This window comes from Micromonospora fiedleri (assembly GCF_016774385.1).
In the GTDB taxonomy this organism is placed as follows: Bacteria; Actinomycetota; Actinomycetes; order Mycobacteriales; family Micromonosporaceae; genus Micromonospora; species Micromonospora gifhornensis.
Map to the genome: position 1 here is coordinate 394,557 of NZ_JAETXL010000006.1, position 26,242 is coordinate 420,798.

24 protein-coding genes are annotated in these 26,242 nt (G+C 69.3%); 17 read left to right on the forward strand and 7 right to left on the reverse strand.

Going from position 1 to position 26,242, the window contains the following annotated elements; genetic code table 11:
• Nucleotides 1–48: 48 nt before the first annotated feature.
• Together JMF97_RS18885 and JMF97_RS18890 are read left to right on the forward strand one after the other, a co-directional pair.
• Nucleotides 49–1,398, forward strand: coding sequence for a carbohydrate-binding protein (locus JMF97_RS18885; protein ID WP_203222739.1), 1,350 nt, complete (start codon nt 49–51; stop codon nt 1,396–1,398).
• Between the two features lie 626 nt (nt 1,399–2,024).
• Entirely contained in the window at nt 2,025–3,059 is a 1,035-nt protein-coding gene (locus JMF97_RS18890) for an SAVED domain-containing protein (protein ID WP_238359595.1), read from the forward strand.
• 61 nt (nt 3,060–3,120) lie between these two features.
• Here JMF97_RS18890 and JMF97_RS18895 read toward each other — a convergent pair whose 3' ends face one another.
• Both JMF97_RS18895 and JMF97_RS18900 read right to left on the reverse strand, forming a co-directional pair.
• A complete protein-coding gene (locus tag JMF97_RS18895) occupies nt 3,121–4,707 on the reverse strand; it encodes a ThiF family adenylyltransferase (protein ID WP_238359596.1) in 1,587 nt (528 codons plus the stop codon).
• A gap of 173 nt (nt 4,708–4,880) precedes the next feature.
• Nucleotides 4,881–5,891, reverse strand: a complete 1,011-nt coding sequence (locus tag JMF97_RS18900) for an SMODS domain-containing nucleotidyltransferase (protein WP_203222742.1) — start codon at nt 5,889–5,891, stop codon at nt 4,881–4,883.
• Between the two features lie 740 nt (nt 5,892–6,631).
• On the opposite strand from JMF97_RS18900, the gene JMF97_RS18905 reads away from it, so the two are divergent.
• From JMF97_RS18905 to JMF97_RS18915, 3 genes are all read left to right on the forward strand, one after another.
• Nucleotides 6,632–6,997, forward strand: a complete 366-nt coding sequence (locus JMF97_RS18905) for a helix-turn-helix domain-containing protein (RefSeq protein ID WP_203222743.1) — start codon at nt 6,632–6,634, stop codon at nt 6,995–6,997.
• Nucleotides 6,998–7,004: 7 nt separating this feature from the next.
• Nucleotides 7,005–7,580, forward strand: coding sequence for an ImmA/IrrE family metallo-endopeptidase (locus JMF97_RS18910; protein WP_203222744.1), 576 nt, complete (start codon nt 7,005–7,007; stop codon nt 7,578–7,580).
• A gap of 460 nt (nt 7,581–8,040) precedes the next feature.
• Nucleotides 8,041–9,675, forward strand: coding sequence for an NsdA family TPR-like regulatory protein (locus tag JMF97_RS18915; RefSeq protein ID WP_126710693.1), 1,635 nt, complete (start codon nt 8,041–8,043; stop codon nt 9,673–9,675).
• On the opposite strand, the gene JMF97_RS18920 is transcribed toward JMF97_RS18915, so the two are convergent.
• Entirely contained in the window at nt 9,672–10,223 is a 552-nt protein-coding gene (locus JMF97_RS18920) for a GNAT family N-acetyltransferase (RefSeq protein WP_238359597.1), read from the reverse strand. The genes JMF97_RS18915 and JMF97_RS18920 overlap by 4 nt on opposite strands.
• 728 nt (nt 10,224–10,951) lie before the next feature.
• On the opposite strand from JMF97_RS18920, the gene JMF97_RS18925 reads away from it, so the two are divergent.
• Genes JMF97_RS18925 through JMF97_RS18950 form a run of 6 tightly spaced genes read left to right on the forward strand, consistent with a single transcriptional unit; the run spans nt 10,952 to nt 16,602 of the window.
• A complete protein-coding gene (locus tag JMF97_RS18925) occupies nt 10,952–12,076 on the forward strand; it encodes an FAD-binding oxidoreductase (RefSeq protein ID WP_307816985.1) in 1,125 nt (374 codons plus the stop codon).
• A 1-nt stretch (nt 12,077) separates the two neighbouring features.
• Entirely contained in the window at nt 12,078–12,770 is a 693-nt protein-coding gene (locus JMF97_RS18930) for an N-acetyltransferase (RefSeq protein ID WP_238359598.1), read from the forward strand.
• Complete coding sequence (locus tag JMF97_RS18935; protein ID WP_203222746.1) at nt 12,758–13,132, forward strand: hypothetical protein; 375 nt, start codon at nt 12,758–12,760, stop codon at nt 13,130–13,132. The genes JMF97_RS18930 and JMF97_RS18935 overlap by 13 nt, the downstream gene beginning before the upstream one ends.
• 11 nt (nt 13,133–13,143) lie before the next feature.
• Complete coding sequence (locus JMF97_RS18940; protein WP_438803767.1) at nt 13,144–14,589, forward strand: APC family permease; 1,446 nt, start codon at nt 13,144–13,146, stop codon at nt 14,587–14,589.
• A 10-nt stretch (nt 14,590–14,599) separates the two neighbouring features.
• On the forward strand, nt 14,600–15,385 hold the full coding sequence (locus JMF97_RS18945; RefSeq protein WP_238359599.1) for a hypothetical protein: 786 nt from the start codon (nt 14,600–14,602) through the stop codon (nt 15,383–15,385).
• Nucleotides 15,382–16,602 (forward strand): histidine decarboxylase, encoded by a 1,221-nt coding sequence (locus JMF97_RS18950; RefSeq protein ID WP_203222748.1) that lies wholly within the window; start codon nt 15,382–15,384, stop codon nt 16,600–16,602. Before JMF97_RS18945 ends, JMF97_RS18950 begins: the two co-directional genes overlap by 4 nt.
• Before the next feature lie 222 nt (nt 16,603–16,824).
• Here JMF97_RS18950 and JMF97_RS18955 read toward each other — a convergent pair whose 3' ends face one another.
• Nucleotides 16,825–17,313: a molybdenum cofactor biosysynthesis protein gene (locus JMF97_RS18955; protein ID WP_203222749.1), complete on the reverse strand. Its 489-nt coding sequence runs from the start codon at nt 17,311–17,313 to the stop codon at nt 16,825–16,827.
• A 134-nt stretch (nt 17,314–17,447) separates the two neighbouring features.
• Between JMF97_RS18955 and JMF97_RS18960 the strand changes: the two genes are divergently transcribed.
• The 4 genes from JMF97_RS18960 (at nt 17,448) to JMF97_RS18975 (ending at nt 21,382) form a co-directional block, all read left to right on the forward strand.
• The gene (locus JMF97_RS18960) at nt 17,448–17,753 is read left to right on the forward strand and encodes a DUF6403 family protein (protein ID WP_203222750.1); all 306 of its coding nucleotides are present in this window, start codon (nt 17,448–17,450) and stop codon (nt 17,751–17,753) included.
• Nucleotides 17,750–19,114: a hypothetical protein gene (locus JMF97_RS18965; RefSeq protein ID WP_307816986.1), complete on the forward strand. Its 1,365-nt coding sequence runs from the start codon at nt 17,750–17,752 to the stop codon at nt 19,112–19,114. Before JMF97_RS18960 ends, JMF97_RS18965 begins: the two co-directional genes overlap by 4 nt.
• A complete protein-coding gene (locus JMF97_RS18970; protein WP_203222752.1) occupies nt 19,111–20,040 on the forward strand; it encodes a hypothetical protein in 930 nt (309 codons plus the stop codon). The genes JMF97_RS18965 and JMF97_RS18970 overlap by 4 nt, the downstream gene beginning before the upstream one ends.
• A 127-nt stretch (nt 20,041–20,167) precedes the next feature.
• Nucleotides 20,168–21,382: a S8 family peptidase gene (locus JMF97_RS18975; protein ID WP_203222753.1), complete on the forward strand. Its 1,215-nt coding sequence runs from the start codon at nt 20,168–20,170 to the stop codon at nt 21,380–21,382.
• A gap of 105 nt (nt 21,383–21,487) precedes the next feature.
• Here the strand turns inward: JMF97_RS18975 and JMF97_RS18980 are convergent, their stop codons facing one another.
• Nucleotides 21,488–22,054, reverse strand: coding sequence for a maleylpyruvate isomerase N-terminal domain-containing protein (locus JMF97_RS18980; RefSeq protein WP_203222754.1), 567 nt, complete (start codon nt 22,052–22,054; stop codon nt 21,488–21,490).
• A 102-nt stretch (nt 22,055–22,156) separates the two neighbouring features.
• Here JMF97_RS18980 and JMF97_RS18985 point away from each other — a divergent pair, with 102 nt between their 5' ends.
• Nucleotides 22,157–23,293, forward strand: coding sequence for a DUF2332 domain-containing protein (locus JMF97_RS18985; RefSeq protein ID WP_203222755.1), 1,137 nt, complete (start codon nt 22,157–22,159; stop codon nt 23,291–23,293).
• A gap of 68 nt (nt 23,294–23,361) precedes the next feature.
• Here JMF97_RS18985 and katG read toward each other — a convergent pair whose 3' ends face one another.
• A complete protein-coding gene (katG, locus tag JMF97_RS18990) occupies nt 23,362–25,566 on the reverse strand; it encodes a catalase/peroxidase HPI (RefSeq protein ID WP_203222756.1) in 2,205 nt (734 codons plus the stop codon).
• 66 nt (nt 25,567–25,632) lie between these two features.
• On the reverse strand, nt 25,633–26,064 hold the full coding sequence (locus JMF97_RS18995; protein ID WP_203222757.1) for a Fur family transcriptional regulator: 432 nt from the start codon (nt 26,062–26,064) through the stop codon (nt 25,633–25,635).
• 27 nt (nt 26,065–26,091) lie between these two features.
• Between JMF97_RS18995 and JMF97_RS31800 the strand changes: the two genes are divergently transcribed.
• On the forward strand, nt 26,092–26,226 hold the full coding sequence (locus JMF97_RS31800; RefSeq protein WP_273543876.1) for a hypothetical protein: 135 nt from the start codon (nt 26,092–26,094) through the stop codon (nt 26,224–26,226).
• Nucleotides 26,227–26,242 lie beyond the last annotated feature (16 nt).

The window sequence follows — 26,242 nt, forward strand, 5'->3', positions numbered from 1 at the left end:
TAACAAAGTTAACGATAGCCTCCGATTCCATCGATGAGGAGGCATGCCATGCGACGCCGTCCCGTGTCATCCGCCCTGCTGGCCACCGCCGCCCTGGTCGCCGCCGTCGCGGCGCTACCTGCCGCCGGCAACTTCGCCGCCACCCCCACCACCGCCGCCGCCGCCCAGTTCGCCGCCCTCGCCGCCTGCACGGCACCCGCCTGGGCCGAGGGCAACACCTACCAGGCCGGCAGCCGGGTCACCTACGCCGGCCGCACCTACCAGGCCCTGGTGACCCACACCGCGCACGTCGGCGCCGGCTGGAACCCGGCGGCCACCCCGACACTCTGGACCGACCTCGGCCCCTGCGACGGCGCCCCGTCCCCCACCCCGACCCCGTCCCCCACCCCGACCCCGTCGCCCACCCCCACCCCGCCACCCACCACGACTCCCCCGCCGGGCTCGGACACCTGCCCGCTCAAACCGAAGCCGACCGGCAAGGTGCTCCAGGGCTACTGGGAGAACTGGGACGGCGCGGCCAACGGCGTACACCCGCCGCTGGGCTGGATCCCGATCACCGACTCGCGCATCCCCGCCCACGGCTACAACGTCATCAACACCGCGTTCCCGGTGATCCGCGCCGACGGCACCGTACTCTGGCAGGACGGCATGGACGCCACCGTCAAGGTGCCCACGCCCGCCGAGATGTGCCGGGCCAAGGCGTCCGGGCTGACCATCCTGATGTCGATCGGCGGCGCCACCGCCGGCATCGACCTCAGCTCCACCGCGGTCGCCGACCGGTTCGTCGCCACCATCGTGCCGATCCTCAAGCGGTACAACTTCGACGGCATCGACATCGACATCGAGACCGGGCTCACCGGCGGCAACATCAACCAGCTCTCCACCTCGCAGGCCAACCTGATCCGCATCATCGACGGCGTCCTGGCCCAGATGCCGGCCGGCTTCGGCCTCACCATGGCCCCGGAAACCGCGTACGTCACCGGTGGCAGCGTCGTCTACGGCTCGATCTGGGGCTCGTACCTGCCCATCATCAAGAAGTACGCGGACAACGGCCGGCTCTGGTGGCTGAACATGCAGTACTACAACGGCAGCATGTACGACTGCTCCGGCAACTCGTACGCGGCCGGCACCGTGCAGGGCTTCGTCGCCCAGACCAACTGCCTCAACACCGGCCTGGTCATCCAGGGCACCACCATCCGCGTCCCCTACGACAAGCAGGTCCCCGGCCTGCCGGCCCAGGTCGGCGCCGGCGGCGGCTACATGGCACCGTCGGCCGTGGCGCAGGCATGGAACACCTACAACGGCAGCCTCAAGGGCCTGATGACCTGGTCGATCAACTGGGACGGGTCGAAGGGCTGGACCTTCGGCGACAACGTCAAGGCACTCCAACGCCGCTGATCGGTCGGGTGGGCACCGGCGGCTACCCGGTGCCCGCCCGAGGCGTAATCTCAGCGCAAGGCGTCAGCCCGAGTAGACGCTCAACCCGCCCACCGACCACCAGGCCACCGACGGAAGCGGCCTGCGCTGGCAGGCAGCAACGCCACAGGTGGGTGAAAGCCCAGTACCATGATCGGCACCTAGGACACCAGCAACGACCGTCTCACTGTGGCGGTCGGGTCACCCACATCACGCCGTATTCAGCCGGACCGCGGCGATCCCGCACTCAGCTGGCCAGCCCCCAACTCCCTATGTAACAACCGGAGACCAAGGGCTCCACGCCTACCGACGCGACAGCCGGCCCGTCCCATCACCATGCCCACCAACAGCACCCATCAACCAAACACGATAGATCTGACGTGGGTCAAGCCAACGTGTCGGGCCATGAACGACCGAGGTTAGGGGATCATGGTCAGGTACAACCTCGTCCACGAAGGCAAGGGCCCACCGTGACTACAAGCGATCAGCGCGATACGACTGTGAAGCGCGGCGCTATTAAGGACTCCGTCCGCAACGCCTTGTGGGCGCGCACGGCAGGCCGATGCACTATCTGCAACCGGCGCCTCCTGGGCGATGCCAGGACATACTTGCACTCGGTCCTGCTCGCCGAGCTAGCGCACAACGTTGGCGCAACCGAGGGGCCAGACTCGCCTCGCCGCAAGGACAACGATGGAGTTGCCGATACCGAGGCCGAGGAGAACTTACTCCTCCTTTGCCATGACTGCCACAAGATCATTGATGATTCCGAGCACATCAAGTTCTTTTCGCCCGCGAAACTCCGCGAGATCAAGGAGTCGTTCGAGCGGCGCATTGAAATGGTCACCGAGAACGGCGGGTTGACCCGGACCGCGGCACTCCGTGTCGGCAGCGAGATCCGCGGCTCGCTCGCGCTCGCCTCGCAACGCGAGGTCGCGGAGACACTCCTGGCCGCCAACTACCTCGGGCTCGTCGAAACCCAGCGCAGTGGCGACTTCACGTGCCGCATCCACGGTGCCGCAGGAGGGCGTGGCTTCTGGGATGCAGCCCAGCAGGCCATTGACAACACGCTCCGCCTCGTTCGTCAGGCCATCCAGAGCGGCGACGTTGCGCACATCTCTGTCTTCGCCATCGCACCGGTCCCGCTGCTCGTCTACCTCGGATGGCACCTGGACGATAAGACGCCGACCCGAATCTTCCAGAAGCACCGTGACCAGTTCGTCGGTTGGAGCTGGGTAAACCAGGGTGACCCGGTGGAGTTCGAGGTGTCTCCCACCGACGGGCAGGGCGATGCCCAGGATGTCGTTTTGGTGTGTGCGGTTACAAGTGAAGTGAACTACAACCTCCTGCCTGAGAACATCGCCGCTGCACCCCGTGTTGAAATCCGGCCGGTTGACGTCTCCCCGGACCCGGGGCTGATCTCGCACGAGCAATCTTTGTCCAACTTCGCCGCACGATGGCGAACAGCGTTGGCCAAAGCCGAGTCGCAATTCCCGGCTGCTCGACGGTGGCATCTCGTCGCATCGGTACCCATAACGGTTGCCATCGAGGCAGGACGCGCAGTCATGCGGGACGCCCACCCGCAGGTGACGGTCTATGAGCGCGGCCTCGACTCTTACGAAGGCGTGCTCGTAATCAATGAGTAACCGGCTTCCCGCACGCCGTCAAAGCAGCTCCGCAACCTGACACACAATCAACGGGCGCCGTCTAGGCAGGCACAAACGCCCTAAGCGGTCCTGCCTCACCATGCGGGAGCGAGATCAGGTGGGTACCAGAGACTGCCGTTCCGGCACTCAGATGGGCTCCGAGGATACTAGTCAGGCTCCCGGCCACTCCGGCAAGGTCGGCGGCAGACCCGTGAAACGTTGGCGTCGAGCAGCCGCGTGTCGGGATGATCTCATCTCCCGATGCAAGCGGCTTCCACAGGCAATGAAATGCCTCGTGCGCGCCGTCCTTGGCAATCTGCTCGCCGGCTTTTCGGTCAATGGTCAGCGGGCCGACCCGCAGCGGCGGCATCGAGACAGTCATGGTACCCAGTGTCCCGGTCCCAGCGTCGGTAGCGACCTGGGCCAGCACCGGCCGATGCTCCCGGCTGGCAGCGAGGCCATCGAGAATTCGGCCGATCGCGACGCTAACAGTGGCGTCGATGATGACGTCGACGCCGACCAGATCCTCTTCCCCCGGAATCATCGCATCGTTCGCGATCACCACAGCACCGTCACTCATGGCCCGCAGACGCCGAGCAAGCGCCTCAGCCTTCCGGCTGCCGATGTCGGCCTCCACAAGGTTCTGACGCACCAGGAGACCCCCTGAGACTGTACCCGGATCGCACAGGATTACCTTCTTCGCTCCTGCTCGGACAACATACTCGGCAATCCACGAGCCGAGGCCGCCGCAGCCCCAGACGTGGACCGTCGCGCCTACGTACCCAGCGACCGGTCGCGCCGAGTCGCGGCGAGTCGTAACCTCCTCGCGCTCATCGGAGATCGGCCACCACTCCAGAGGTGTGGTCGGATCGATTTCCGCCTGATCGATGTTGATCATTGGACTACTCTTCCTGCTCGCCCTGGCGAGCGCACGGATATGATCGGCTCCGGCGGCTGGGATGTTGGCGACTAACAGGTGGAGAGGGCCGCCGGCCGGGTGGGGAACAGCGAGGATAAGGCGTTGCGGCGTGCCGTCGGCGTTTCGGATCGCGCTTGCTCCGAGCACAGTTAACACCACCGATGAAAGGCCGGCATCGATGTGCTGTAGCAGATATGCCCCGCTGGGGGCAGGATAGCCGTGGTAGGGGTCGTCGGCCGTCCGGAGAAATTTCCTGAAGTCGGTGCCGGCACCGAAGGGCAAATCTGCGTCGAGCAGGACAATCGGGACATGATCACTATGTTCGGACAGTGACGGACGTTCGAGGGATAGGTCGAAGCGGTGCGGCGTCCGGGCTACCAGCCATCCATGGCGGGCACGCTTGCCAGACCAAGCCCCGTCTCGCACGACGACCGTAGGAGCGTCGTCGGCGGCGTGGAGCACGCCGCCGACGGCGTGGTATAGCGCGGTCTGGGCGTCGAAACGACCACCAGCCGCGTCGCCTAGCCAGTCGACGAGCCGATCAATGAAGCCACCAAACCCACTGATCGGATCCCATTCCCTGGATGGGTCGAGATATAGGCACAGGCGATGTCCTTGAAGAACGTGCGCGTGGTGAAGGAACCGAAGGTGATCGACCTCAATACGCGGCGGCGTCAAATCGGATGCGCCAACAGTGACAAGGAACTCCTCGTGCTCACCCAGTGGCATCCCTTCAGGCTCGCGGGGAATATCGCCAGTCCGAATCCTGAGGCGCAACCGCATGGACCCGGACCGCTCAAGCCGATATGCACCCAACATCTTGACGTCGCCCGGGAACGCCTCAGCAATGGCGCCCAGGTCGGCTAGGACCCGATGCTGCCAGCCACTAAGAATCCGCCTGCTCACCCCGCTCGCCCGGACAGGTTGACGGTCGCGACGCCGGCGGCGCTGGCGCCGGTTCCTACCGTGCTGTACTTCCCGCTTGACGTGGAGGATTCTGGTGCCTTGAAGCTGGGGCCGAAAAGGGCTTGCCACTTCTTCACACTCTCGTCGAAGTCGGTCTCATAGTAGGCGGCATTGATCTCGGCGGAGTGAGCGTGGATGCGATCCCGGAAGTACGCGTAAGTCTCCTGCGTCCACCGGTGGTCGAACGAGGTTCCCGATCCGGATGGGTCCATGATCAACGGCTTGGTCGGCCTGGCCTGAAGCCAAGTGTCGAGGTCAGAGACGATGTGCAGCAGAGCGGTCGGCAAGTCTGCGTAGTATCCAGCGTCGAGGACCTTGTGCCACTCCTCGACCTGTTCGCCTAGCAGAGTCGTGAGCAGGATCGACTTCGTTCCGGTGAACGAGTTTTTGTGGTCACGCAAGAACTTCATGATGCGAATTACCTCACGAAGATGCTTGCCTGCGGTCTCGTCCTTTGCCCTCATCCAGCCGGTGAAGCCGTCGGTGTCGGTGCGCTCCCACACGTTGTCGTCTCGGTTGATGATCCACTGGGTTCCGTCGGCGCGGGTCACGAACGGCACGATGTCGACATGCATCGCGTTGTTTGCATAGTTGACGTATACGCACCGACACTTTCGACCGTGCGGCATGTCCTTGTAGGGCGACTTATTGTGGAGCACGTTGTAGATCGCATCGCCGTACTTCTTCAGGTCAGAAGCCCAGTCCGGGTTCTCGACCATCTCTACCATGAAGTCGCCATCGAACGCCTTTCCGTTCTGCGGGCTAATAATGGTCTTCTGCGGCCACGAGCCCTGGGGGATCTTCTTCTTGATCAGCGCACCGAGATCCTCGTCATCCTTCAGGACGTCGTAGATCGTGTCGACTCGCTGGCTCAGCAGGTCCAGATTGAACTTGGACAGGTTGACCGTGTTGTCGAGGAAATTCTTGAAGTAATCCGTGTGCTTCATGACGCACCTCCGGGCGATATCAATGTGGCGAGCGCTGAGCCGGCCGAGACATGGGTACTAGGGTTCGCAACGCGATCGGGTAGGGCCGAGGACGCGGGGCCACGACCAGCGACTAGCCCAGCCAGATTGCGGGCTGGCACAGTCCAAAGTGGGAGAGTCACCCGGGCACGTTGGCATTGAATCGGGCGAGGCGCCTTGCCTGCGAGATGAATCAGCCATGCCCTGCGCCCCGCGGCTGGACGCCGTGATCATCAACGATGCGGTACGACGATGCACATGTCGCCCATGCGCCTCTTCAAGATGTTCAGGATGGTTCGTCCGTTGGCCGATGCCAACGGTGCCCAGGACGCGGATGGACTCCGATTAAGGGCCGAGCAGCCCGACCGGCCCCGATCGCGATCGCGATCGCCGCAGGATTGCTGGCCCAAACACCGCTGCCGGCGAGCCTCCGTCCGTCCACCGAGTGATTCGGCGCACCTGCCTCCGAACGGCAGGTTTCCGGCCAAGGGCGTGACCGAAACTTCGTGTGGTGGTGCTTGTTGGCATGGTTGTTCACTTTCGCGCAGTAGATCTTGCTGACGGAGGCGGGTCAGACCTCACGCGGCGGCCTCTCCGCGTGCGGCGATTGCTCCATCGCAACGCGTGCCGGTGTTGCAATCGACCTTGCCATGGCGATGCCGAGGATGCAAGTCGTTTCGTCCGTGCAATGATTGGGTTGCCTGACGAGCAAGGGAGACGGGATGAGCGATGAGCCTGAGAGGGGGCGCTTCGACGCCGCAGCGTTCTACGCGGCGCTGGACCGCACTCGGGTGGAGCGTGGGCTCCGCTGGAAGCAGGTTGGGGATGAGTCAAAGGTGAGCCCGTCCACGCTGACCCGGCTGGCCCAAGGCCGTCGACCCGATGTCGACAGCCTGGCCGCGTTGCTGGATTGGGCCGGATTGAGCGCCGACGACTTCGTTCGCCGCACCCAGCCGATGAAGGAAACACGCGGCACTCTTGCGGGTGTGTCGACCTACCTGCGCGCCGACAAGAACCTGGACGACCGCAAGGCCGACGCGATCGAGAAGGTTATTGAAGTCATGTATCGCCAAATGACGGAAGGCTGAGCCGACCGTGGGACGACTGCGCACAGGCTTCCATGGCGAGGCAAACGAGATCGCCACGTCCGTCCGAGCCGAACTGAAGCTTGGAAATTTCGACCCGCTGGATCCGTGGAAGCTGGCCGAACACCTGGGCATTGAGGTCCAGAAGCTGAGCGACATCGCGAAAGTAGAGCCCGCAGTCTTGTGCCTGCTAGAGGAAGGCGACAGGTCACTCAGTGCCGCCACCGTTTTCAACGGCACAGAACGGCGCATCGTGGTGAACGACGCGCACGAGACTCCAAGACAGTGCTCCAGCATCTGCCATGAGCTGGCTCATGGCCTGCTTCTGCATACTCCTGTCGTTGCATTTAGCGCTAGTGGATGTCGTTACTGGGATCAGGAGATGGAGGACGAAGCCGACTGCCTGGGCGGAAAGCTATTGCTTACGGACCAAGGCGCACGAGGCATCGTCTTACGAAACGTCCCGGCAGATTTTGCCCAACGCAAGTATGGTATCAGCCGCGAGATGCTTCAATATCGTCTCAACATGAGCGGCGCCGAGAGGCTGCGACGGAGCAGGGCCAGCCGGCGCGCCGCCAATCAATAGCCGACGCTTGCGCGAGCGGCGGACCACGGCGATGCAGTCGAGCCAGAGAGTGTGGTTGGGGTGCCTCCGACTTTAGACGTTAGGGCACCCTAGCGGCTCAACCTAAAGCTCGCGAAGCTTCGAGTGCCGCAGACCGAAACAGAAACTACATCAAACATAGTCGAGCGCCCCAGCATACGGCGACTAAACGCCGCTAGAGGGAGCGAAAACATGCGCCATAGCACTAGTTAAATGGCGAGTTCGGCCAGCTTCTGCGCCAATCTAGCACCGCAAAGCCAACGGCGTACGCCCTCGGGCCGCAACGGCGACTGCCCCACATTCATGAGGTAGATCCCAGAGGGTGGTGGTGCCTCTTGAACCCCTCAACTCCCCATGCTGTGGGGAAGTTCCCTGCGGGAGGTTGAGTGCGTACCGTCGGGCCATAGGCGTCAATAGGTGCGGCTGGATCGGGGATGGTGGCGTGTCCGAGGGACGGTCGGAGAGTCTGCGCCGGCAGCAAGCGTGCCTGGCTGCCGAGTTGCGGTCGGCGGGAAAGACGTGGGTTGAGGCGGCCGAGGTTTTCCAGACGAGGTTTCGGCTGAATCCACGGGTGGCGTTGCGGGCGGTGCGGGGGTGGAGCCAGGCGCAGGCGGCCGAGGAGTGGAATCGGCGCTGGCCGCACGAGCCCAAGACTTTCAAGAATTTCTCGTACTGGGAGATCTGGCCGGGCAAGAGCGGCCATTCGCCGTCGCAGGACAATCTGGTGCGGCTGGCTCAGATCTACGAGTGCAGTGTCGCTGACCTGCTGACCGACCTGCCCAGCTTCCGTCATCTTGACTCCGCCGCCGGCACAGCCGTGGCGGTCTCGTCGGGGTCGACCAGTGGCGCCCCGAGTGGAATCATCATGCCTGGTGAGGCAGAGACCCTGCTTCACGATCTGCTCGGCCGGCATACCGGCACCGAGGCGGGAGCGCCGCAAACAGCGGATGTCACCGGCCTGTTTGACCGGCCCGAGGAGATCGACTTCGGGAAGCTGGCGCAGGTCATTGTCATGTGGATGCAACGGATACCGCACTCCAGTGCCCGGCGAGACATGCTGGGCAAGCTGACCGCTGCGTTGGCGGTCGCCGCAGCGGCGCCGCTGGTCGAACTACCGGGCATGGCCGACCGCGCCAATGCCGCGTCGGTTCCGGAGGTCAGCAGGTTCGACCCGGCGACGGTGGCGCACTGTGAGGCGATGATGCCCCACCTGCGTAAGCAGGGCGATGTGCTTGGCGCGGCTTCGACGTTGCCGAGTGCGTTGACCTACCGGCGGATCGCCGAGCAGCAGGCGAGGGTGGCTCCGCCTGGCCTCCCGCGTGACCGGGCGGTGGCTGTTTACGCCGAGCTGACGCAGTTGGCCGGGTGGCTGTGTTTCAACATGGGCGACTATGGCGCCGCACAGCGCCTCTACGACGATGCGCGGGCCGCAGCTCACGAGGCGCGTGCGGTCGAGTTGGTGACCTACGTTCTGTGCACGATGAGCCACCTGGCGACGTGGCAGGGCAAGCCTCGGGTGGGCATCGACCACGCGGTCGCCGCCGCCTCCTGGGCGGACCAGAGCGGCAGCCCCTACGCCCGCGCCTACGCCGCCGACGTCGCAGTGCGCGCGCTGACGGCCGACGGACAGGCCGCGCGGTCACAGGATTTCCTCGACCGCGAGTACGCCGCTCTACAAGCGGCGATGAGCGACCAGGGTCCGCATCAGTCGTGGTGGTACTTCTACGACGAGTCGTTCTACTGGAGCACCAGCGCCCAGAATGCGTTGAAGTTCCACCCGGCAGAGAAGGTACTCGCGGCGACCGACAAAGCACTGCACCTGAGAGACCAGGGAAACCTGCACGAGCGGTCTTTCCGGCTGCTGTTTCGCGCCGAGGCGTTCGCCCGCCAGCAGAACATCGGGCTGGCCTGCCAGACCATCACCGAGGTGGTGGAACTGACCCAGGTGAACTCCTCCCGCCGCATCGAACAGCGGGTGCGCGAGCTACGCCGCGGACTAGAACCGTGGCGGCGCACCCGCGGCGTGCGGGAGCTTGACCAGGCGATCCGCGCCTATCGGTCGCAGCCCGCCGACTAGCGAAGCTGACGCACGAACATCGCGTACTCGCGGTAGTAGGCCCCCGGCCGTCCAGGAATAGTGCCGACCCGCTGCCAGCCCCACCTCTGATACAGCGCGTGGGTGGCGGTCGCCACCGGGTTGGCTGTCAGCGTCGCGCGTTCCTCTCGACGGCCGCTCAGGAACTCGTTGTGCAGCCCTCGCCCGACGCCCTTGCCCTGCCATGCCTTGCGCACCTCGATCTCGGCTAGGACCACGGTCCGCTCGCCGCCGCGCTCGTCGGTGAAACCCGGCTCGGGCGCCGGGTCGAGTCCGGCGAACCAGTTCCGATCCTGCCGGAGGCTGTAGCCGAAGACGAAGCCGACCAGTTCGTCACCGGTCCGGGCCGTCACCAGCTCGTAGTTGCGGGCACTCAGCGCGGCGGTGGCGCGGTCACGAAACGCATCGGTCTTGACGTTGGCGTCTTCGCCGGGCACCTCGCCGTAGGCGTCGGCGTAGACCTCGCACAACGTGTCCATCAAACCAGCAGCGTCGGCGGCGTTCACCCGGTCATATGTCACGTCGGTCATGCCCATCACCATACGTTCCTGCGGTTTCACAACATTCCCCACGTCGTAGGGAAATGCTGGGCAGTGGTCCACGACGCGTCTTTGGCCTTGGCTCTGAAGGCTGTCGGGTAATCCGTTAGTGCTGAAACTTCATGAGGCTCGCTGTGGGCACTGCTGGTGTTGCGCAAGGTTCCGGTTGCCGGTGGAGATCCACCCCCTGGCACGACAACCCAATCTCACCGTGCGCGACGCCGCTCCTACGGAATGAGATGCGGACGGTAGACCTTGGACAGTTAGCGTCAGGCGCTAACGGAAACTGTCCAAGATCTGGACCGGGATAGTCCCGAATTGCCTGGGCATGGCTGTATGAGGACGTGCCTAGCTTGCCGACCATTCACAGCTCGGCCACCGGTCGGATGTCCTCGGATTTGCCACGCTCAGCTTCCCAACTGGACGGGGAAGTTCCCTATTAAGAGGATCACCATTCCGCTGGGTGGCTTCTCGCCAACACCGAGCCGAAAGTGGGGTGACGAGCAAATAGGCGAGGCGGGGACAGATGAACTTGATCGTGCCAGTTGCGTGGCGGCCGGCGCCGATGCCGGCGGCGAGGTCGACCACGGCTGCACTCATCGCATGGCGTCCACGAGTCGGTCGGCATGATGGCTGATTCCGGATTTTCGTGGGTGGCTGTTCGTGGGGTTCATGAGCGGGCCAGCGATCATTTCTGGTCGTTCATGGAGGATCGGAGTGTGCGGTTTCTGCCGCACCGGTACGCGGCGATGTTCTTCACGACGCTCGGCCAGCTGGTCGCGGGGCGGGATGACCTCGCCGGCCGTCGTGCTGCCCTGGCGGCGTTGGGGCGGATGTACCGGCGGTTCGGGCTCCAGTCGTATCACGACACTGCCATCGCGGCGGCGTTGGTGGACACGGTGTGCCGGTTCGCGGGTACGGCCTGGGAGCCGCAGTCGACCGCTCGGTGGGAGCGGGGCTGTCGCCGGGCGTTGCGGCTGGTGGAGCGGGCGGCGGGAGCGATCGGCGACGGCCCGCAGGTCACCGTCGGCGAGGTCGAGACGTGTGTGGCGGCGGCCGACGGGGTCGCGGTGGTGACGGTACGGCCGATGCGGCGGGTGCGGTTCCGGCCGGGGCAGGCGCTGCCGGTGGGTACGCCGCGCCTGCCGGGAGTGTGGCGGTGGTACTCGCCGGCGAACGCTCCCCGACCGGACGGGACGCTGGAGTTCCACGTTCGCGCGGTGCCGCAGGGTGTGGTGTCGCCGCTGCTGGTCGGGAAGGTGGCGCCGGGCGAGCTGCTGTGGCTCGGTCCGCCGGCCGAGGTCGGGCTGTCGGTGGCGGCGGCGGGCGGCGCGGATCTGCTGCTGGCGGCCGGCGGTACGGGTCTGGCGCCGTTGCGGGCCATGGTCGAGGAGGTCGCCGCGTCACCGGGCGGCCGGCGGGTGACATTGGTCGTGGGGGCGCGGAGCCTGCTCGCCTGCTACGACGCGGTGGCGCTGGACAAGCTCCAGGATGCCCACCGGGACTGGCTCACCATCGTGCCGGCGTTCTCCGCCGATGGTGACGTGGAGCCGGCCGCTCGGGGCGATCTGCTCACGGTGGCCCGCTACCACCACCGGCCGGGGCAGGCGTTCTACGTCTGCGGTCCACCGGCGTTGATGGAGGCGGCGCGGGTGCGGCTGCCCGCCGCCGGGGTCGCTGCGGCGGACCTGCATCTGGCGGTGACCTTCCGCCGGCCCCTCGACTCGGCGCGGTGGTTGGCGGGGCAACGGCCGCCCCGTCAACCCGAGCCGGAACCAGCGCCGGAGCCCACGCCGCAGCGCGACGCCGGCCGGGGCGGCAGCGGACGATCGGCGCGGAGCTGACATGCGGACGATCGACACGGCGGCTCGCCGGGCGACCGGCCCGGATCTTCCCGCGCTGGCCACGCTGCTCGCCAGCACGTTGCAGGCGGGACGGTTGGGGGCGTGGCTGGTACCCGATCCGACCCAGCGTCGCACCGTGCTGCACACCTACGCCCGGCTGGTCCTGGCGCACGCGATGGCCCACGGCCGGATCGACACCACCGAGGACGGTACGGCCATGGCGGCCTGGCACCCCCGGCTGCGGCCACCGCCGCCGTACGCGACGATCCTGTTCGGCCTGTACCGGGCGCTCGGCCCGCATGCGGCGCGGTTCGCACTGTTGCACTCGTGGACCGACGCGGTACACCCGCCCACACCGCATCACCACCTCGCGCACACCGCCGGAGACGACCGCGCCGTCGGTGCGTTGCTCGCCGCCCACCACCGGGTCCTGGACCCGCACCGGCTGCCGTCGTACGCGGAAGCCGTCACCGACCGGCCCCGGGACGGCCTGCTCGCGCGGCTCGGCTACGCACCGCGGACGCCGGTCCTGCTGGAACCCGGCGGTCCGGTGCTGTGGCGGATGTGGCGGACACCGCCGCACCACCACCCGCCCGGCGGGCGCGACGGTGACGGAATGCCGCACCGGGTCCGGGTCCACCGGATCCCACCTCGACGTACCCAGTTCCAGGAGGACAGCTCATGCCGACCCTGACCGCGCCCGCCACCACGGCCGCGCCACCCTGGCCCCGCCTCGGGCGGTGGTGGCAGGCGCTGCTGCGCGCCGCGCCGGTCGTCACGGACGTCCCGGCCGCGACGGAGGCCGCCTACGCCTGGGGGTACGCCGTCCGGCGTGAGTGGCCCGACGGCCACCACGACCTGTTCGGCTTCACTCCGGACGCGGAGACCGCCGAGCGGCGGCTCGACCGCGACCGGAGCTACTGGCGCGGCGGGCCGGTGCGGCCGGCGGCGGTGTACCTGGTGGCCACCAACGCCGTCGCCGTGGACCGGCACCCGGTGGACGGCTGCCGCGACTCGTCGTGCCCGAACTCTCCGGAGCGGGGTGGCCGGCGGTGAGTTCGACGCATGTGCAGGTGGCGCTGGCGCGGCGGACCCTCACGCCGTTCGGGTTGTGGGTGTTCGGGGCGGCGGCGTCGGCGCCGATGGTGGTCCTGGCCGGCGGCATCGTCGCCACGTACGCGACCACCCGGGTGACGGCGCTGCCGCTCACCTTCGTCCTGGTCGCGGCCACGGTCGCGTTGCTGGCGGTCGGTTACACGGCGATGGCGCGGCAGGTCGGGCATCCGGCGGCGTACTACGGGATCCTCGCGCACGGGTTGGGACGCGGCTGGGGCGTGGCCGCCGGCCTGGTCGCCCTGGTGGCGTACAACGCCATCCAGACCAGCCTGTACGGGCTGTTCGGTGCGACGCTCGCCGCCGAGCTGGGTGGGGCCTGGTGGGTGTGGGCGGGCCTGGCCCTGGCCGCCGTCGGGGCCCTGGGCGTACGGGCGATCATGCTGTCCACCCGGGTGCTGGTCGCCGTGCTGGCGCTGTCCCTGCTGATCGTCGCCGTGTTCGTGGTGGCTGCGGTGGGTCAGCCGGCCGGTGGTGAGCTGTCCTGGCAGGGCTTCGACGCCTCGGGGTTGGCGGTCAGTGGTGTCGGTGGCGCGGTGGCGCTCTGCGTGGCCGCCTTCATGGGCGTCGACGCGCCCGGGTCGCTGGTCGAGGAGGCCGTCGACCGGCGATCCATCGGCCGGGCCACCGTCGCCGGGGTGGCCGTACTCGGTCTGGTCTACGCCCTCGCCGCCTGGGCGATGGGCGTCGCCGTCGGCCCCGACACCGTCGCCGGGGCCGCCGCCGACCCGGCCTCGGGGCTGCCGTTCTCGATCCTGGCGGGGGTCGGCGGCGGGTGGGCCGCGCTCGCCGAGGTGATGCTGGTCTTCGCGATCGTCACCTCCATGCTGGCGTTCCATTCCGTGATCGCCCGGTACGTGTTCGCGATGGCCCGGGAGGGAGTCCTACCGGCTGGCCTGGCGCGGGCCAGCAGCGCGACCCGGGTCAGCGCGCCGCGCGGCGGGTCGCTGGCGCAGACCGGCGTCGCGGCGGTCGTGGTCGGCGCCTTCGCGGTCAGCGGCGCCGACCCGATGGCAGCGCTGTTCACCTGGCTGTCGACGCTCGGCGCGATGGGATTGTTGTTCCTGCTGCTGGCCGCCGCGGTGGCCGCGATGACGGCACCCGAGCGGTTGCGGGGCCCCCGGCCCGGCGTGTGGGAGTGGCGGCTCGCGCCCGCACTGGGCGCGCTCGGCGGGGCGGTGGTGCTGGCCGCGATGGTGCTCAACGTCGGGTCCCTGCTCGGTGCCGCACCCGGGTCGCCGTACCCGTTCCTGCTGCCCCTGATCATCTGTGCCACCGCCGCGCTGGGTGGGGCCTGGGCGGGGCACCTGCGGGAGTACCGACCGGAGGTGTACGCCGGCATCGGCCGAGGCACGCCGAAGACGCATGCCGTTCCCGACACCGTCAACGTGTCCATCTAGGAGGGCGACGATGATGACGTACGCGGCTCCGCCGCCCCCGCACCCGCAGCACGACGATGGGGTGTCGCCCGCCGCCCGCCGCTGGGCCGACCTGCGGACGCAGGTCGTGTTCCGGGCCCGGCGGCTGAACCTGGGGCACATGATCGAGGCCGATCAGCGGTTCGGGCAGCGCGACGCGCTCGGCCCGCACGGGGTGATGCTGTTCTTCGTGGCGAACGCCCCGGCCGAGCCGCACGGCTACACGCTGCACACCGCGTACCGGCTGTGGCTGGCGTCGCCGGACTCGGACGACCTGGTCCGGCTGCTGGCCGACCTCACCGAGGTGACGGCCGACAACATCGCCCGCGCGACGGCCACCGGGCGCGGCTGGCATCCGCTCGGGCCGGAAGGGTCCCTGGTCAACGGCGGCGACCTGGGCCTGCCCGGCAACGCGGTCTACGTCGGTGCGGGTGTCACCACGCTCGACACCGACCGGGGCCGGTGGCACCAGGTGGCGCGGACACTGCGGGACGTGCCGGCCAACGGCCGACGCCTGTCGGTCTTCGACCTGCCCGGCCAGTGTTACGCGCTGCTGACCGACGGCACCGCGCTGCACCTGCACCGCGACCCGCACGCGCCGCTGGGCGTGGACGGGGTCCGCTGCAACCGGACCCTCGACCCCGACCGGATCAGCTACTACAACCCGCACGCCAACCTGACCGACCAGGGCGACGACGGCACCCGCGAGGTGTGGCGGCGGCTCGCGGTGCTGCACCGTACCCTCGCGGTCCACCTGCTCGGCCGGCGGCCGGCGTGACCCACCGCCACACCGCCGACCTCGCCGTCGTGGCGGACCTGAATCGCGTACGGATCGACGTGCCGGCGGTGCTGCAACGCCTGGTGGACCAGGCCGGCCGTGGGGCGTACACCAGCATCGGGTTTCCCGGTGCGGTGGACCTCGACCACAGCGCGGTGCTGGCCCGCCTCGGCCGGCGGCTGTGGAACAACATCGGCGACCCGGCGACCGACCCCGGCGGGGTGGCGCACACCAAGGCGTTGGAGCGGGCCGTCGTCGCCTGGGTCGCCGACACCCTGGCCATGCCGGCGGACGACCGGTGGGGCTACGTGACCAGCGGCGGCACCGAGGGCAATCTCGCCGCCCTGCACGCCGCCCACCGCCGGCATCCCCGCGCGGTCGTCTACCACTCGACGGCCGCGCACTACTCCATCGGCAAGATCGTCGGCATCATCGGCGCACCGGGGGTCGCCGTCCACGCCCGCCCCGACGGCGAGATGGACTACGCCCACCTCGCCGCCCAGATCCGGCGGCGCCGTACCCGGCCGGCGATCGTGGTCGCCACCGCCGGCACCACCATGACCGAAGCTGTGGACGACACCGCCGAGATCGGCAGGGTCCTGGCCACGCACGACCCCGGTGGGTATCTGCACGTCGACGCCGCCCTCTCCGGCATCCCGCTCGCCCTCGACGGCCGGCTGCGCCTCGACCCCACCAGCGGCATCGACAGCATCGCCGTCTCCGGGCACAAGTTCTTCGGCGTGCCGATGCCGTGCGGCGTCGTCCTCATCCGCGCCCGCGCCCGCGAGAACGGTGGGGGTGGAAGCACCCACGGTGGTCACATCGCCTACACCGGCACGCCCGACACCACCATCAGCGGGTCCCGGTGCGGGCTGGCCGCCGCGCTGCTGTGGCACGCCATCGCCACCCACGGCCGGGAGGGGCACCGGTGGCGCGCCGCCGAGGCCCGGCGCCTCGCCGCGTACGCCGTCGACCGGCTCACCGCCGCCGGCTGGCCCGCCTGGCGACACCCCCACGCCTTCACCGTCGTCTTCCCCACCCCACCCGCACCGGTCCGGGAGAAGTGGCTGCTGGCCACCGACGGGGATCTGAGCCACCTCATCTGCATGCCCGGCGTGACCCGGGGCCAGATCGACGCCTTCGTCACGGACCTGACCGCCAGCAGATCCGCCCCGCCGATCCCCCGCCCCCGCGCCCGGCCCACCCCCGCCAGCTGATCCTTACCCGGGTGATCGCCGTGACGGCGGCTGCCCGATCGGCCGCCGGTCTTGGAGAGGGGCGGTGGCCGGTCCGTGGCCGGCGGCAGCGGACAACGGCGTCCCCTGCCGCCGGCCACCACCAGCAGCGACACGGTGTGGCGGGTGAGAATGGGGGGACGAACGTTTCGCCCGATATCACTTCTGCCGCCCTCCGACGCGTCCTTGGAGTCGGACGCGCGCTCAATCCCAGCCGTCGTCCACCTCGATCGCCACGTCGACCGGACCGACCCGCAGCACGCCGTCGGTGAGCGGGGTGCAGCGTACGCCGCCCCGGCCGCGCAGCCCGCGCCAGGCGCCGGGGCCGACGGTGACGTCCATCCAGGCGCACGGGTGGGCGGGGCGGTTCACCCGCAGCCGCACCGGTCCCTGCCCGGTGTCCAGCACCAGCACCGTGCCGACCAGCTCGTCCACGGCGATGCCGCTGGTCAGGACGTTGCGGCGGACCTGGGCCAGGCCGGTGCCCGGCGGCAGCGACTCGGCCGCGATCACGGTCACGCTCGCCTCGCGGTGCGCGGGCTTGCCGAAGTACCGGTCCCCCACGATGCCCAGTTCGGCCCGCAGTGCGACCTGCTCGACCAACTCCCCCGCCGGGGCGGGCGCCGGACCGTCGGCGGGTCGGCCCACGAACCGGTGCGCAGGCGAGGCCAGCAACTCGACGATGTCCGGCATGGGGGCACTCTACGACGCCTCGACGTCGGGCCACCCCGTGTTCCGCTCCGTCGGGCGGGGGGCTGGCGTGGCCGGGCTGGCGCGGTTGGGCTAGACAGGTACCCGTACCGGAACCCCTCGGACGGTGGGAGCACATGTCACCATCCCTGCTGATCTGGTTGGTCGGTGGCGTGTTGCTGCTGGCCGCCGGGATCGTCACCACCCTGCTGCCCCGCCTGCGTCACCGCACCCGAACGACCCGGGTGGCCTGGTCGAGGGCGCGGGCGGCGATCGACAGCGCCACGGTCAGTCGGGACGCGGCGGCCGTACGGTTGCCCGAGGCCGACCGGCTGCTGGCCCGCGCCGAACTGCTCGCCGCCGAACGCGGCGGTACGGCGGCGGCGCAGGCCGCCACCGAGCACGCCCGGCAGGCCGACCGGTTGTGGCGGTCGCAGTCGTGAAGCTGCGGTGGTCCCGGCAACTGCACCTGCTGCGGTGGGTGCTGCTCGTCGTCGCGGTGCTCGTCCTGGTGGTGTTCGTGCTGGCCCAGCGGCAGAGCATCGAGGTCAGCTACGGCCAGTCGCCGTCGTCGGTGCGCCTCGAAGAGGGCGCGGCCGGTGAGTTGAGCGACGCGACCGTGCCGTCGGCACAGGAGATGACCACCCTGGTGGCCGCCGACTCGGTGGTGCGGCTGCCCGGTGCCGTCGCCCACTGGGACGAGCAGCGGGTACGCGAGGCGATCGGCGACGACGACATCCGGATCCTGGTCGCGCCGCCCGGCCTCGACGAGGCCGAGAACGATCGGGTACGGGAGGTCAAGAACGCCACCGTACGGGTGATCGGCACGCAGGTCAGCGGCGGTGGCCTGGTGGCCACCCCGGACACGCTGGCCGGATGGCGGGCCCAGTTCGCCACCCACGACGTGACGAACCAGTTGACCGCGCTCATCGCCAGACTGCGCAAGGCGCCGGCCCCGGCCGAGCGCGACGAGGTGCGGTGGCGCGAACCGTCCGAACGGGAGTTGGCAACCGTCCTGGCCGACCTGCGCGCCGGCGGGTCCCACGTCGGCCGGGGCGCCACCCTCGACGGGGTACCCGAACAGGTGGCGCGGACCGCCTTCCCGGACGGGGCGTGGTACGTGGCCCTGCCCGCCCAGCCGTACGGCGAGCCGCTGCCGGCGTACGGTCCGGCGTTGGCCCGGGTCGCCCCGGACCGGCCGATCGTGGTGATGTACGGCGGGTGGATCGAGTACCACGGTCCGGCGGCGGCCGAGTTCGCCGACCTGGCCGCGGTGAGCTTCTACGCCCAGTCCGGCAGCCGACTCAGCCGGTACGACTACCCGCAGCGCAACGTGCTCGGCGCGTACCTGGGCAAGGTCACCGACGTGCGGTACTCGGGCCTGTTCGATCGGCCGCTGCCGTACCGGCCGCTGGACCCGCTGCGGGTGGCGTTGCCGGCGCTGCCCTGGATCTTCACCGGTTGTGTGGCCGGGTTCCTGGTGTTGTCGGCCCGCTCGCTGCGCCGCTCGGGTGTGCTGGGCGCTTCGGGCCGGGCCCGGCACGGTGCCGGGGCGGCCCGACTGGCCGGGCTCACCGCGCTCGCCGTCGAGGTGTCGCTGCTGACCGACGCGCGCAGCAATCCCGCCCTCACCCGGGGCATCGGCAAGCTGCAGGCCGCCCGCGCGGCGCTGGACGACGGGCTGCCCGCCCGGCACGTGTGGGAGTTGCTCGACGAGGCGACGGTCGAGCTGGACGAGACCGCCCGGATGGTGGGCATCGCCAGTTACCGGCCGGCCAGCTATCTCCAGGGAAGGTTGTCGTGACCGCCACGCTCCGCCGCCTGCTCGGTGGCCTGTTCGGTAGTACCTTCGGCGGCGCTGTGCTGGTCACCCTGGTGCTGGCCGGATGGGCGTTGTGGTCCGGTGGGGTGCTCGACGGCCCGATCGCCCGGCAGGTCCGCGCGTCGTCGGTGTACGTCGCGCCGGGGGTCGACCTGGATCGGCCCGCCGCCGAGCGGATCATCGGCAACCGACGGCTGGTCGTCCTGTTGATGGCGCCCGGCGACGATCTGCGGGCCGCCTGCAAGCAGACCGAGCGGGCCGCGTCGGGCACCCTCGTGCTGGTTGTCAGCCGGGCCGGGCAGGAGTGGGACACCTACGGTTGTTCCCGCTTTCCCCAGCGGGACAACCGGGACTTCGGTCGGGCGGTCGTGATGGAGACGACGATCAGCCGGGGCATCGACGCCTTCGTCGACCAGCCGCTGGAGGCGTTGAAGGTGGTGACGCTCAACTACGACCTGCTGGTGCGGGCCGGCACCGTACCGGACGGGGCGCGCACGATCAGTCCGTCGCTGCCCCGCTACCTGCTGGCGGGCGCGGCGGCCGGTGGTGTCGTCGCCGGCGCGGCAGGGCTCTGGCTGATCGGGCGCCGGGCCGGCCGGCTCGCCCATGCCCGGCAGGCCCGCCGCGCCGGGTACGCCGACGGGCGGGCCGCCCTCACCGCGGCCACGGCCGCGCTCGCCCAGCAGATCGTCGACCTGGACCAGCGGTTCGGGGGCCGGCTGGGGACCAAGGCACAGCCGGCGTACCTGCGGCTGGCCAGTGACTACACCCGACTGCTCGACGAGGTCACGGCGGTACGGGCGGACGACGAGAGCGCCGTACGCCGGCTGCACGAGCAGGTCGACGCCCTCAGCCGGCAGGCGTCCCGACTCGCCGACGGGCCGGGCGTGCCGAGCAAGGCGCTGTGACACCTTCCTGCGGCGAGGTGACATCAATCCGTAACATCCGTCGGCTTATATGTCGGCGTACGTCTATATAACCTCCTCTCAGCGTCAGCGACCTTCCACATCGGATGGTCCGCCCCGAGGAGGCTTCGTGTCACAAGCACGTCCACTGCGCCTGCGCCGCGTCGCGGCCGCCGCCGGCATCACCGCGAGCACCGTCGTCGCCGCCCTGCTCACCCTGCCGCAGCCAGCGATGGCCGCAGGCGGCCCCTACCGGGCCACCGCCGTGCCGATCACCACCCCGCAGGCGGCCGGCGACGTCGCGGTCATCCCCGGGGCGTACGTCGTCACCATGAAGCCGGGCACGGACGCGACCGCACCGGGCCGGGCGTTGCGCACCACCCCCACCGCCTACTTCAGCCGGGCGGTCAACGGCTTCGCGGCCAAGCTCACCGCCGCGCAGGTCGCCGAACTGTCGCACAACGCCGACGTGCTGAGCATCGAACGCGACGTCATCCAGTACGACGTGGTCGACGCGACCCAGAGCAATCCGCCCTCCTGGGGCCTGGACCGCATCGACCAGACCAGCCTGCCGCTGTCGCGCAGCTACACCTACACCTCGACGGGCAGCGGGGTGCACGCCTACGTCATCGACAGCGGCATCCAGGCCAACCACCCGGACTTCGGCGGGCGGGCCACGTTCGCGTACAACTCGATCGACAACAACAACACCGACTGCAACGGCCACGGCACGCACGTGGCCGGCACCATCGGCGGCACCAACCACGGCGTGGCCAAGAACGTCCGACTGTACGGCGTGAAGTGGCTGAACTGTGGCGGTGGCGGCACCCTGTCCGCCGCCGTCGGCGCGGTCGACTGGGTGACCCGCAACGCCAACAAGCCGGCCGTGGCCAACGCCTCCTGGAACTACACCTACAGCGCCACCCTGGCCACCGCGCTGACCAACATGATGAACAGCGGCGTCTTCCTCGCCGCCTCGGCCGGCAACACCGGCGGCAACTCGTGCGACCGGCTGCCCCGCAACCTCACCGCCACGCTGGTGGTCGCCGCCACCACCAACACCGACGCCCGCGCCAGCTACTCCTCCACCGGCTCGTGCGTCGACATCTACGCCCCCGGCTCGGCGATCGTCTCGACGTACCCCACCTCCACCACCTCCAGCCTGAACGGCACCTCGATGGCCACCCCGCACGCGGCCGGTGTCGCCGCCCTCTACAAGGCGACGTACGGCGACGCCAGCCAGGCCACCGTGCACAACTGGATCGTCAACAACGCCACCACCGGCGTGGTCGGCGGCAGCCTCGCCGGCACCCCCAACCGCCTGCTCAACAAGCGCAACCTCTAGGCACCGACGACACGGCGTCGTCCACGGGCCCCACGACCCGTGGACGACGCCGTACGCTGCCGACACGTCCCCGAGGTCGTCCGGGCCGGAGCACACCTCGCTCCGCTACGGAGTGATCTGCCAGCGCCACTCCCCCACGTCGCCGAGGCGCCCGGTGTGCCGCAGCAACGTCTCAGTCGCGTCCCGGTGCTCGGTCGGGTGCGAGGTCGAGGTGTCGGGGAGCAGTCGGGCCAGGACCGCCGCGCTGAGATCGACCGGTGGCCGCCAGCCGACGCCCAGGCCCTGGGTGATGTCGTAGGTGTGGAGCAGGATCTCGGCCACGCCCAGTGCCGCGAACCCGCTGGCGTCACACGGCCCGAAGTGCCAGGCACGAATCTCCGGGCCGGCGTCACGCAGCGCCGCCACCAGCAGCCCACCACAAGCCACCGCCACCGCCAGCGCCTGCGCCGGTGTGACGTCGTCGTGGACCACCAGGTCCAGTGGCAGGTACGCATCCTGCGCCCGTCCGGCCAGTTGCGCCGCATAGCCGAGCAGGTCATGACCGATGTGGACGAGGGTTTCCCGGCAACTCCAGTCGAGCGTCCCCGCCCGTACCGACCAGTCCCGCTCCACAAGCGGGCCGAGAACCTCACCCATCACCACCGACGCCCGCCCCACACCCCTGTCCCCCACCCCACAATGATCCATTACCGCACATAGATCTTGGTACGAAAGCGCCCCCATGAGGGCAGTTTCGTACCAAGATCCGATGAGGTGGACGGATAGAGTCGGGGAATGGGGGGTGCGGGGACGGCGGAGGTGTTTCGGGCGGCGCGGGGGTTCGACAGTTCGCCGCTGTACCGGCATCTGCTCGCCGTGGTGGCGGACGAGCCGGCGTTGGTCGAGTTGGCGGCGCGTACCCGCCCGGGTCAGCAGCCGACGTTCGCGCTCTTCGGTGCCGTGCACCAGTTGCTGCTGGACGGCGTGACCGATCCGCTGGCCGCGTACTATCCGTCGGTCGTCGGTGCGCGGGCCCGGCCGGTCGACGCGGACACCGGGCGGGCCTTCACCCGATTCTGCCTCGCGCATGCCGACCGGATCGCGGCGATCCTGGCCACCCGGCTGGTGCAGACCAACCACGTGCAGCGGTCCCTGGTGACCCGGCTCGGGTTGGCGCTGCTGCGCAGTGCCACGGCGGCACCGGTCTGCGTCGTCGAGGTGGGGTGCAGCGCGGGTCTGAACCTGCGCGCCGACCGGTACGCCTTCAGCGTGGGCGACCGCACCTTCAGCGTGGGCGACAGCACTGTCGGCGTGGGCGACCGCGCAGACGACCCTGCGGCCGGTGGCCGATGGTCGCCTCGTGGCGGGAGTCGGGTGCATATCCGGGTCGACGTGTCGGACGGCCGGTTGCTGCCCGATCTTGACCGGCTGCCGGTCGTCGCCGATGTCGTGGGGGTCGACCTCGATCCGCCCGATCTCACCGACCCCGAGGACCGGGCCTGGCTGCGCGCCCTTGTGTGGCCGGAGAACGCGCATCAGGCGGCGTTGTTGGCCGAGGCGATGCGGGTGGTGGCCGACGATCCGCCGCGGGTGCTGCGCGGTGACGTCGCGAACATCGGTGCCGAGGTCGCGGCATCCCTTCCCGCCGGGCTGCCACGCCTGGTGGTGCACACCGCGACCCGGATCCATGTGCCCGTCGACCGTCGTCCGGCCTTCGACGCGGGGGTGGCCGCCTTCGGGGCGGACGGGCCGATGCTGCATCTCGCCTTGGAGGACGATCAGCTCATCGCGCCCTCCGGTCGGGCCGGCTACGGACTGACCGCCACCGACGCCGCCGGGAGCCGGAGGATCGCCGTCGCCGACGGTCACCTGGCCTGGTTGGAGCCGCTGCCCGAGTTGGGCACGCCGATCGTTCTCGGCGCACCGGAGTAGACCTTGCGCCGGAAAGGGTGACGCCCAGGGCGGCCCGGAGACGGGCCGACCTGGGCGTCGAGGGTGGATCAGGCGAGGTCGAAGCGGTCCAGCTCCATCACCTTCGCCCAGGCGGCGACGAAGTCGTGCACGAACTTCTCGCGCGCGTCGTCGCTGGCGTACACCTCGGCCAGCGCCCGCAGCTCGGAGTTCGAGCCGAAGACCAGGTCGGCGCGGGTGCCGGTCCAGCGGACCTCACCGGTGGCGAGGTCCCGACCCTCGAAGGTGTTCGCGTCCTCGGAGGTCGACTTCCACGCCGTACCCAGGTCGAGCAGGTTGACGAAGAAGTCGTTGGTCAGGACTCCGGGGGTCGCGGTGAACACACCCAGCTTCGACTGCTGGTAGTTGGCACCGAGCACCCGCAGGCCACCGACCAGCACCGTCATCTCGGGCGCGCTGAGGTTCAGCAGGTTGGCCTTGTCGATCAGCAGGAACTCGGCCGGCAGGCGGTTGCCCTTGCCGAGGTAGTTGCGGAACCCGTCGGCGGTGGGCTCCATCGCGGCGAAGGACTCCACGTCGGTCTGCTCCTGCGAGGCGTCCGTACGCCCGGCGGTGAACGGCACCTCGACGTCGACCCCGGCGTTGCGGGCGGCCTGCTCGACGGCGGCCGAGCCGGCCAGCACGATCAGGTCGGCCAGCGAGATCTGCTTACCACCGGTCTGGGCGGCGTTGAACGACGCCTGGATGCCCTCCAGGGTGCGCAGCACCTGAGCGAGCTCGTCGGGGTTGTTGACCTCCCAGCCGTTCTGCGGCTCCAGGCGGATCCGGGCACCGTTGGCGCCGCCCCGCTTGTCGCTGCCCCGGAACGTCGACGCCGACGCCCAGGCGGTGGAGACCAGCTGGGCCACGGAGAGCCCGGAGTCGAGGATCTGCTGCTTGAGGGCGGCGATGTCCTCGGCGTCGACCAGTTCGTGGGTCACCGGCGGCAGCGGGTCCTGCCAGATCAGCGTCTCGCTGGGGACCTCCGGGCCGAGGTAGCGCTGGATCGGGCCCATGTCGCGGTGGGTCAGCTTGAACCAGGCCCGGGCGAAGGCGTCGGCGAACTCGGCCGGGTTGGCCAGGAACCGCCGCGAGATCTGCTCGTAGACCGGGTCCACCCGCAGCGAGAGGTCGGTGGTGAGCATGGTCGGGGCGTGGCTGCGCGTCGGGTCGTGGGCGTCGGGGACGGTACCGGCGCCGGCGCCGTCCTTCGGCTTCCACTGGATGGCGCCGGCGGGGCTGCGGGTCTGCTCCCACTCGTAGCCGAAGAGGATCTCGAAGAAGCTGTTGTCCCAGGCGATGGGGGTGTTCGTCCAGGCGCCTTCGAGACCGCTGGTGATGGTGTCGCCGGCGTTGCCGGTGCCGAAGGTGTTGCGCCAGCCCAGGCCCTGCTCCTCCAGCGACGCGCCCTCGGGCTCGGGGCCGACGTACTTGTTCGGGTCGGCGGCGCCGTGGGTCTTGCCGAAGGTGTGGCCGCCGGCGATCAGCGCGACGGTCTCCTCGTCGTTCATCGCCATCCGGCGGAACGTCTCCCGGATGTCGCGGGCCGCGGCGAGCGGGTCACCGCTGCCGTGCGGGCCTTCCGGGTTGACGTAGATGAGGCCCATCTGGACCGCGGCGAGCGGGTTCTCCAGCTCCCGGTCACCGGTGTAGCGCTCGTCGCCGAGCCAGGTGGACTCGGGGCCCCAGTAGACGTCCTCGTCGGGCTCCCAGACGTCGGCCCGGCCACCGGCGAAGCCGAAGGTCTCGAAGCCCATCGTCTCCAGCGCCACGTTGCCGGCGAGGATCATCAGGTCGGCCCAGGAGAGGTTCTTGCCGTACTTCTTCTTGACCGGCCAGAGCAGGCGGCGGGCCTTGTCCAGGTTGGCGTTGTCCGGCCAGCTGTTCAGCGGGGCGAAGCGCTGCTGACCGGCGCCGGCGCCACCACGGCCGTCACTGATGCGGTAGGTGCCCGCGCTGTGCCACGCCATCCGGATGATGAACGGGCCGTAGTGGCCGTAGTCGGCCGGCCACCAGTCCTGCGAGGTGGTCAGCACCTCGGCGATGTCCCGCTTGACGGCGGGCAGGTCCAGGCTCTTGAACGCCTCGGCGTAGTCGAAGTCCGCACCGAGGGGGTTGGCCACCGCGGGGTTCTTCGCGAGGATCTTCAGGTTGAGCCGGTTGGGCCACCATTCGCGGTTTCCCCCGCCCTGGGTGGGGTGCGGGGCGCGCGCGGACGTGACCGGGCAGCGACCCTCGCTCTCCTCCGATTGCATGTCTCCTACGACTGCGTCGTGCTTCTCAGCCACGGGGATCCTTCCAGGATTGCGGAAACGGGTGGTTCAGGAACTCTGGGCGGTCGAACAGTCGGGGCACAGGCCCCAGTAGATGACCTCGGCCTCGTCGATCGCGAAGCGGTGGTCGTCGGAGGCGGTGAGGCAGGGTGCCGTTCCGACGGCGCAGTCCACGTCGGCGATCAGGCCACACGAGCGGCAGACGGCGTGGTGATGGTTGTCACCGACCCGCGCCTCGTAGCGGGCCACCGAGCCGGAGGGCTCGATGCGCCGTACCAGGGCCGCCGCGGTCAGCGCGCGGAGGACGTCGTAGACGGCCTGATGGGACACGTTGGGCAGATCCCGACGCACCGCGGTGATGATCGATTCGGTGTCGGCGTGCGGTTGCGCGTACACCGCGTTGAGCACCGCCACCCGGGGACGGGTCACGCGCAGCGCCGCGTCACGCAGCAGCTGTTCGAGATCCCCGGAGGTCGGCATGCCGTGCAGTCTTGCCGCTTTTCTGGAATGAGTCAAGAAGAAATCTCGGCCGGGGCGGTGCTCGACGGCCGGTTCGGGGCGGAACCGGGCGTCGACCTGGTCACTCCGCGCGCCGGATCGTCGGTGTCCCGGGTGAGATCCCGGGCGGTCGGGACCGGGTGACCCATGTGGTCCGGGA

Bases quoted from the DNA above. Each gene is read 5' to 3' on its own strand.
- JMF97_RS18885 (WP_203222739.1), top strand. From the start codon at position 49: ATGCGACGCCGTCCCGTGTCATCCGCCCTGCTGGCCACCGCCGCCCTG.
- JMF97_RS18895 (WP_238359596.1), bottom strand. From the start codon at position 4,707: ATGCCACTGGGTGAGCACGAGGAGTTCCTTGTCACTGTTGGCGCATCC.
- JMF97_RS18900 (WP_203222742.1), bottom strand. From the start codon at position 5,891: ATGAAGCACACGGATTACTTCAAGAATTTCCTCGACAACACGGTCAAC.
- JMF97_RS18905 (WP_203222743.1), top strand. From the start codon at position 6,632: ATGAGCGATGAGCCTGAGAGGGGGCGCTTCGACGCCGCAGCGTTCTAC.
- JMF97_RS18920 (WP_238359597.1), bottom strand. From the start codon at position 10,223: ATGACCGACGTGACATATGACCGGGTGAACGCCGCCGACGCTGCTGGT.
- JMF97_RS18930 (WP_238359598.1), top strand. From the start codon at position 12,078: ATGCGGACGATCGACACGGCGGCTCGCCGGGCGACCGGCCCGGATCTT.
- JMF97_RS18935 (WP_203222746.1), top strand. From the start codon at position 12,758: ATGCCGACCCTGACCGCGCCCGCCACCACGGCCGCGCCACCCTGGCCC.
- JMF97_RS18945 (WP_238359599.1), top strand. From the start codon at position 14,600: ATGATGACGTACGCGGCTCCGCCGCCCCCGCACCCGCAGCACGACGAT.
- JMF97_RS18955 (WP_203222749.1), bottom strand. From the start codon at position 17,313: ATGCCGGACATCGTCGAGTTGCTGGCCTCGCCTGCGCACCGGTTCGTG.
- JMF97_RS18960 (WP_203222750.1), top strand. From the start codon at position 17,448: ATGTCACCATCCCTGCTGATCTGGTTGGTCGGTGGCGTGTTGCTGCTG.
- JMF97_RS18985 (WP_203222755.1), top strand. From the start codon at position 22,157: ATGGGGGGTGCGGGGACGGCGGAGGTGTTTCGGGCGGCGCGGGGGTTC.
- katG (WP_203222756.1), bottom strand. From the start codon at position 25,566: ATGCAATCGGAGGAGAGCGAGGGTCGCTGCCCGGTCACGTCCGCGCGC.
- JMF97_RS18995 (WP_203222757.1), bottom strand. From the start codon at position 26,064: ATGCCGACCTCCGGGGATCTCGAACAGCTGCTGCGTGACGCGGCGCTG.
- JMF97_RS31800 (WP_273543876.1), top strand. From the start codon at position 26,092: ATGAGTCAAGAAGAAATCTCGGCCGGGGCGGTGCTCGACGGCCGGTTC.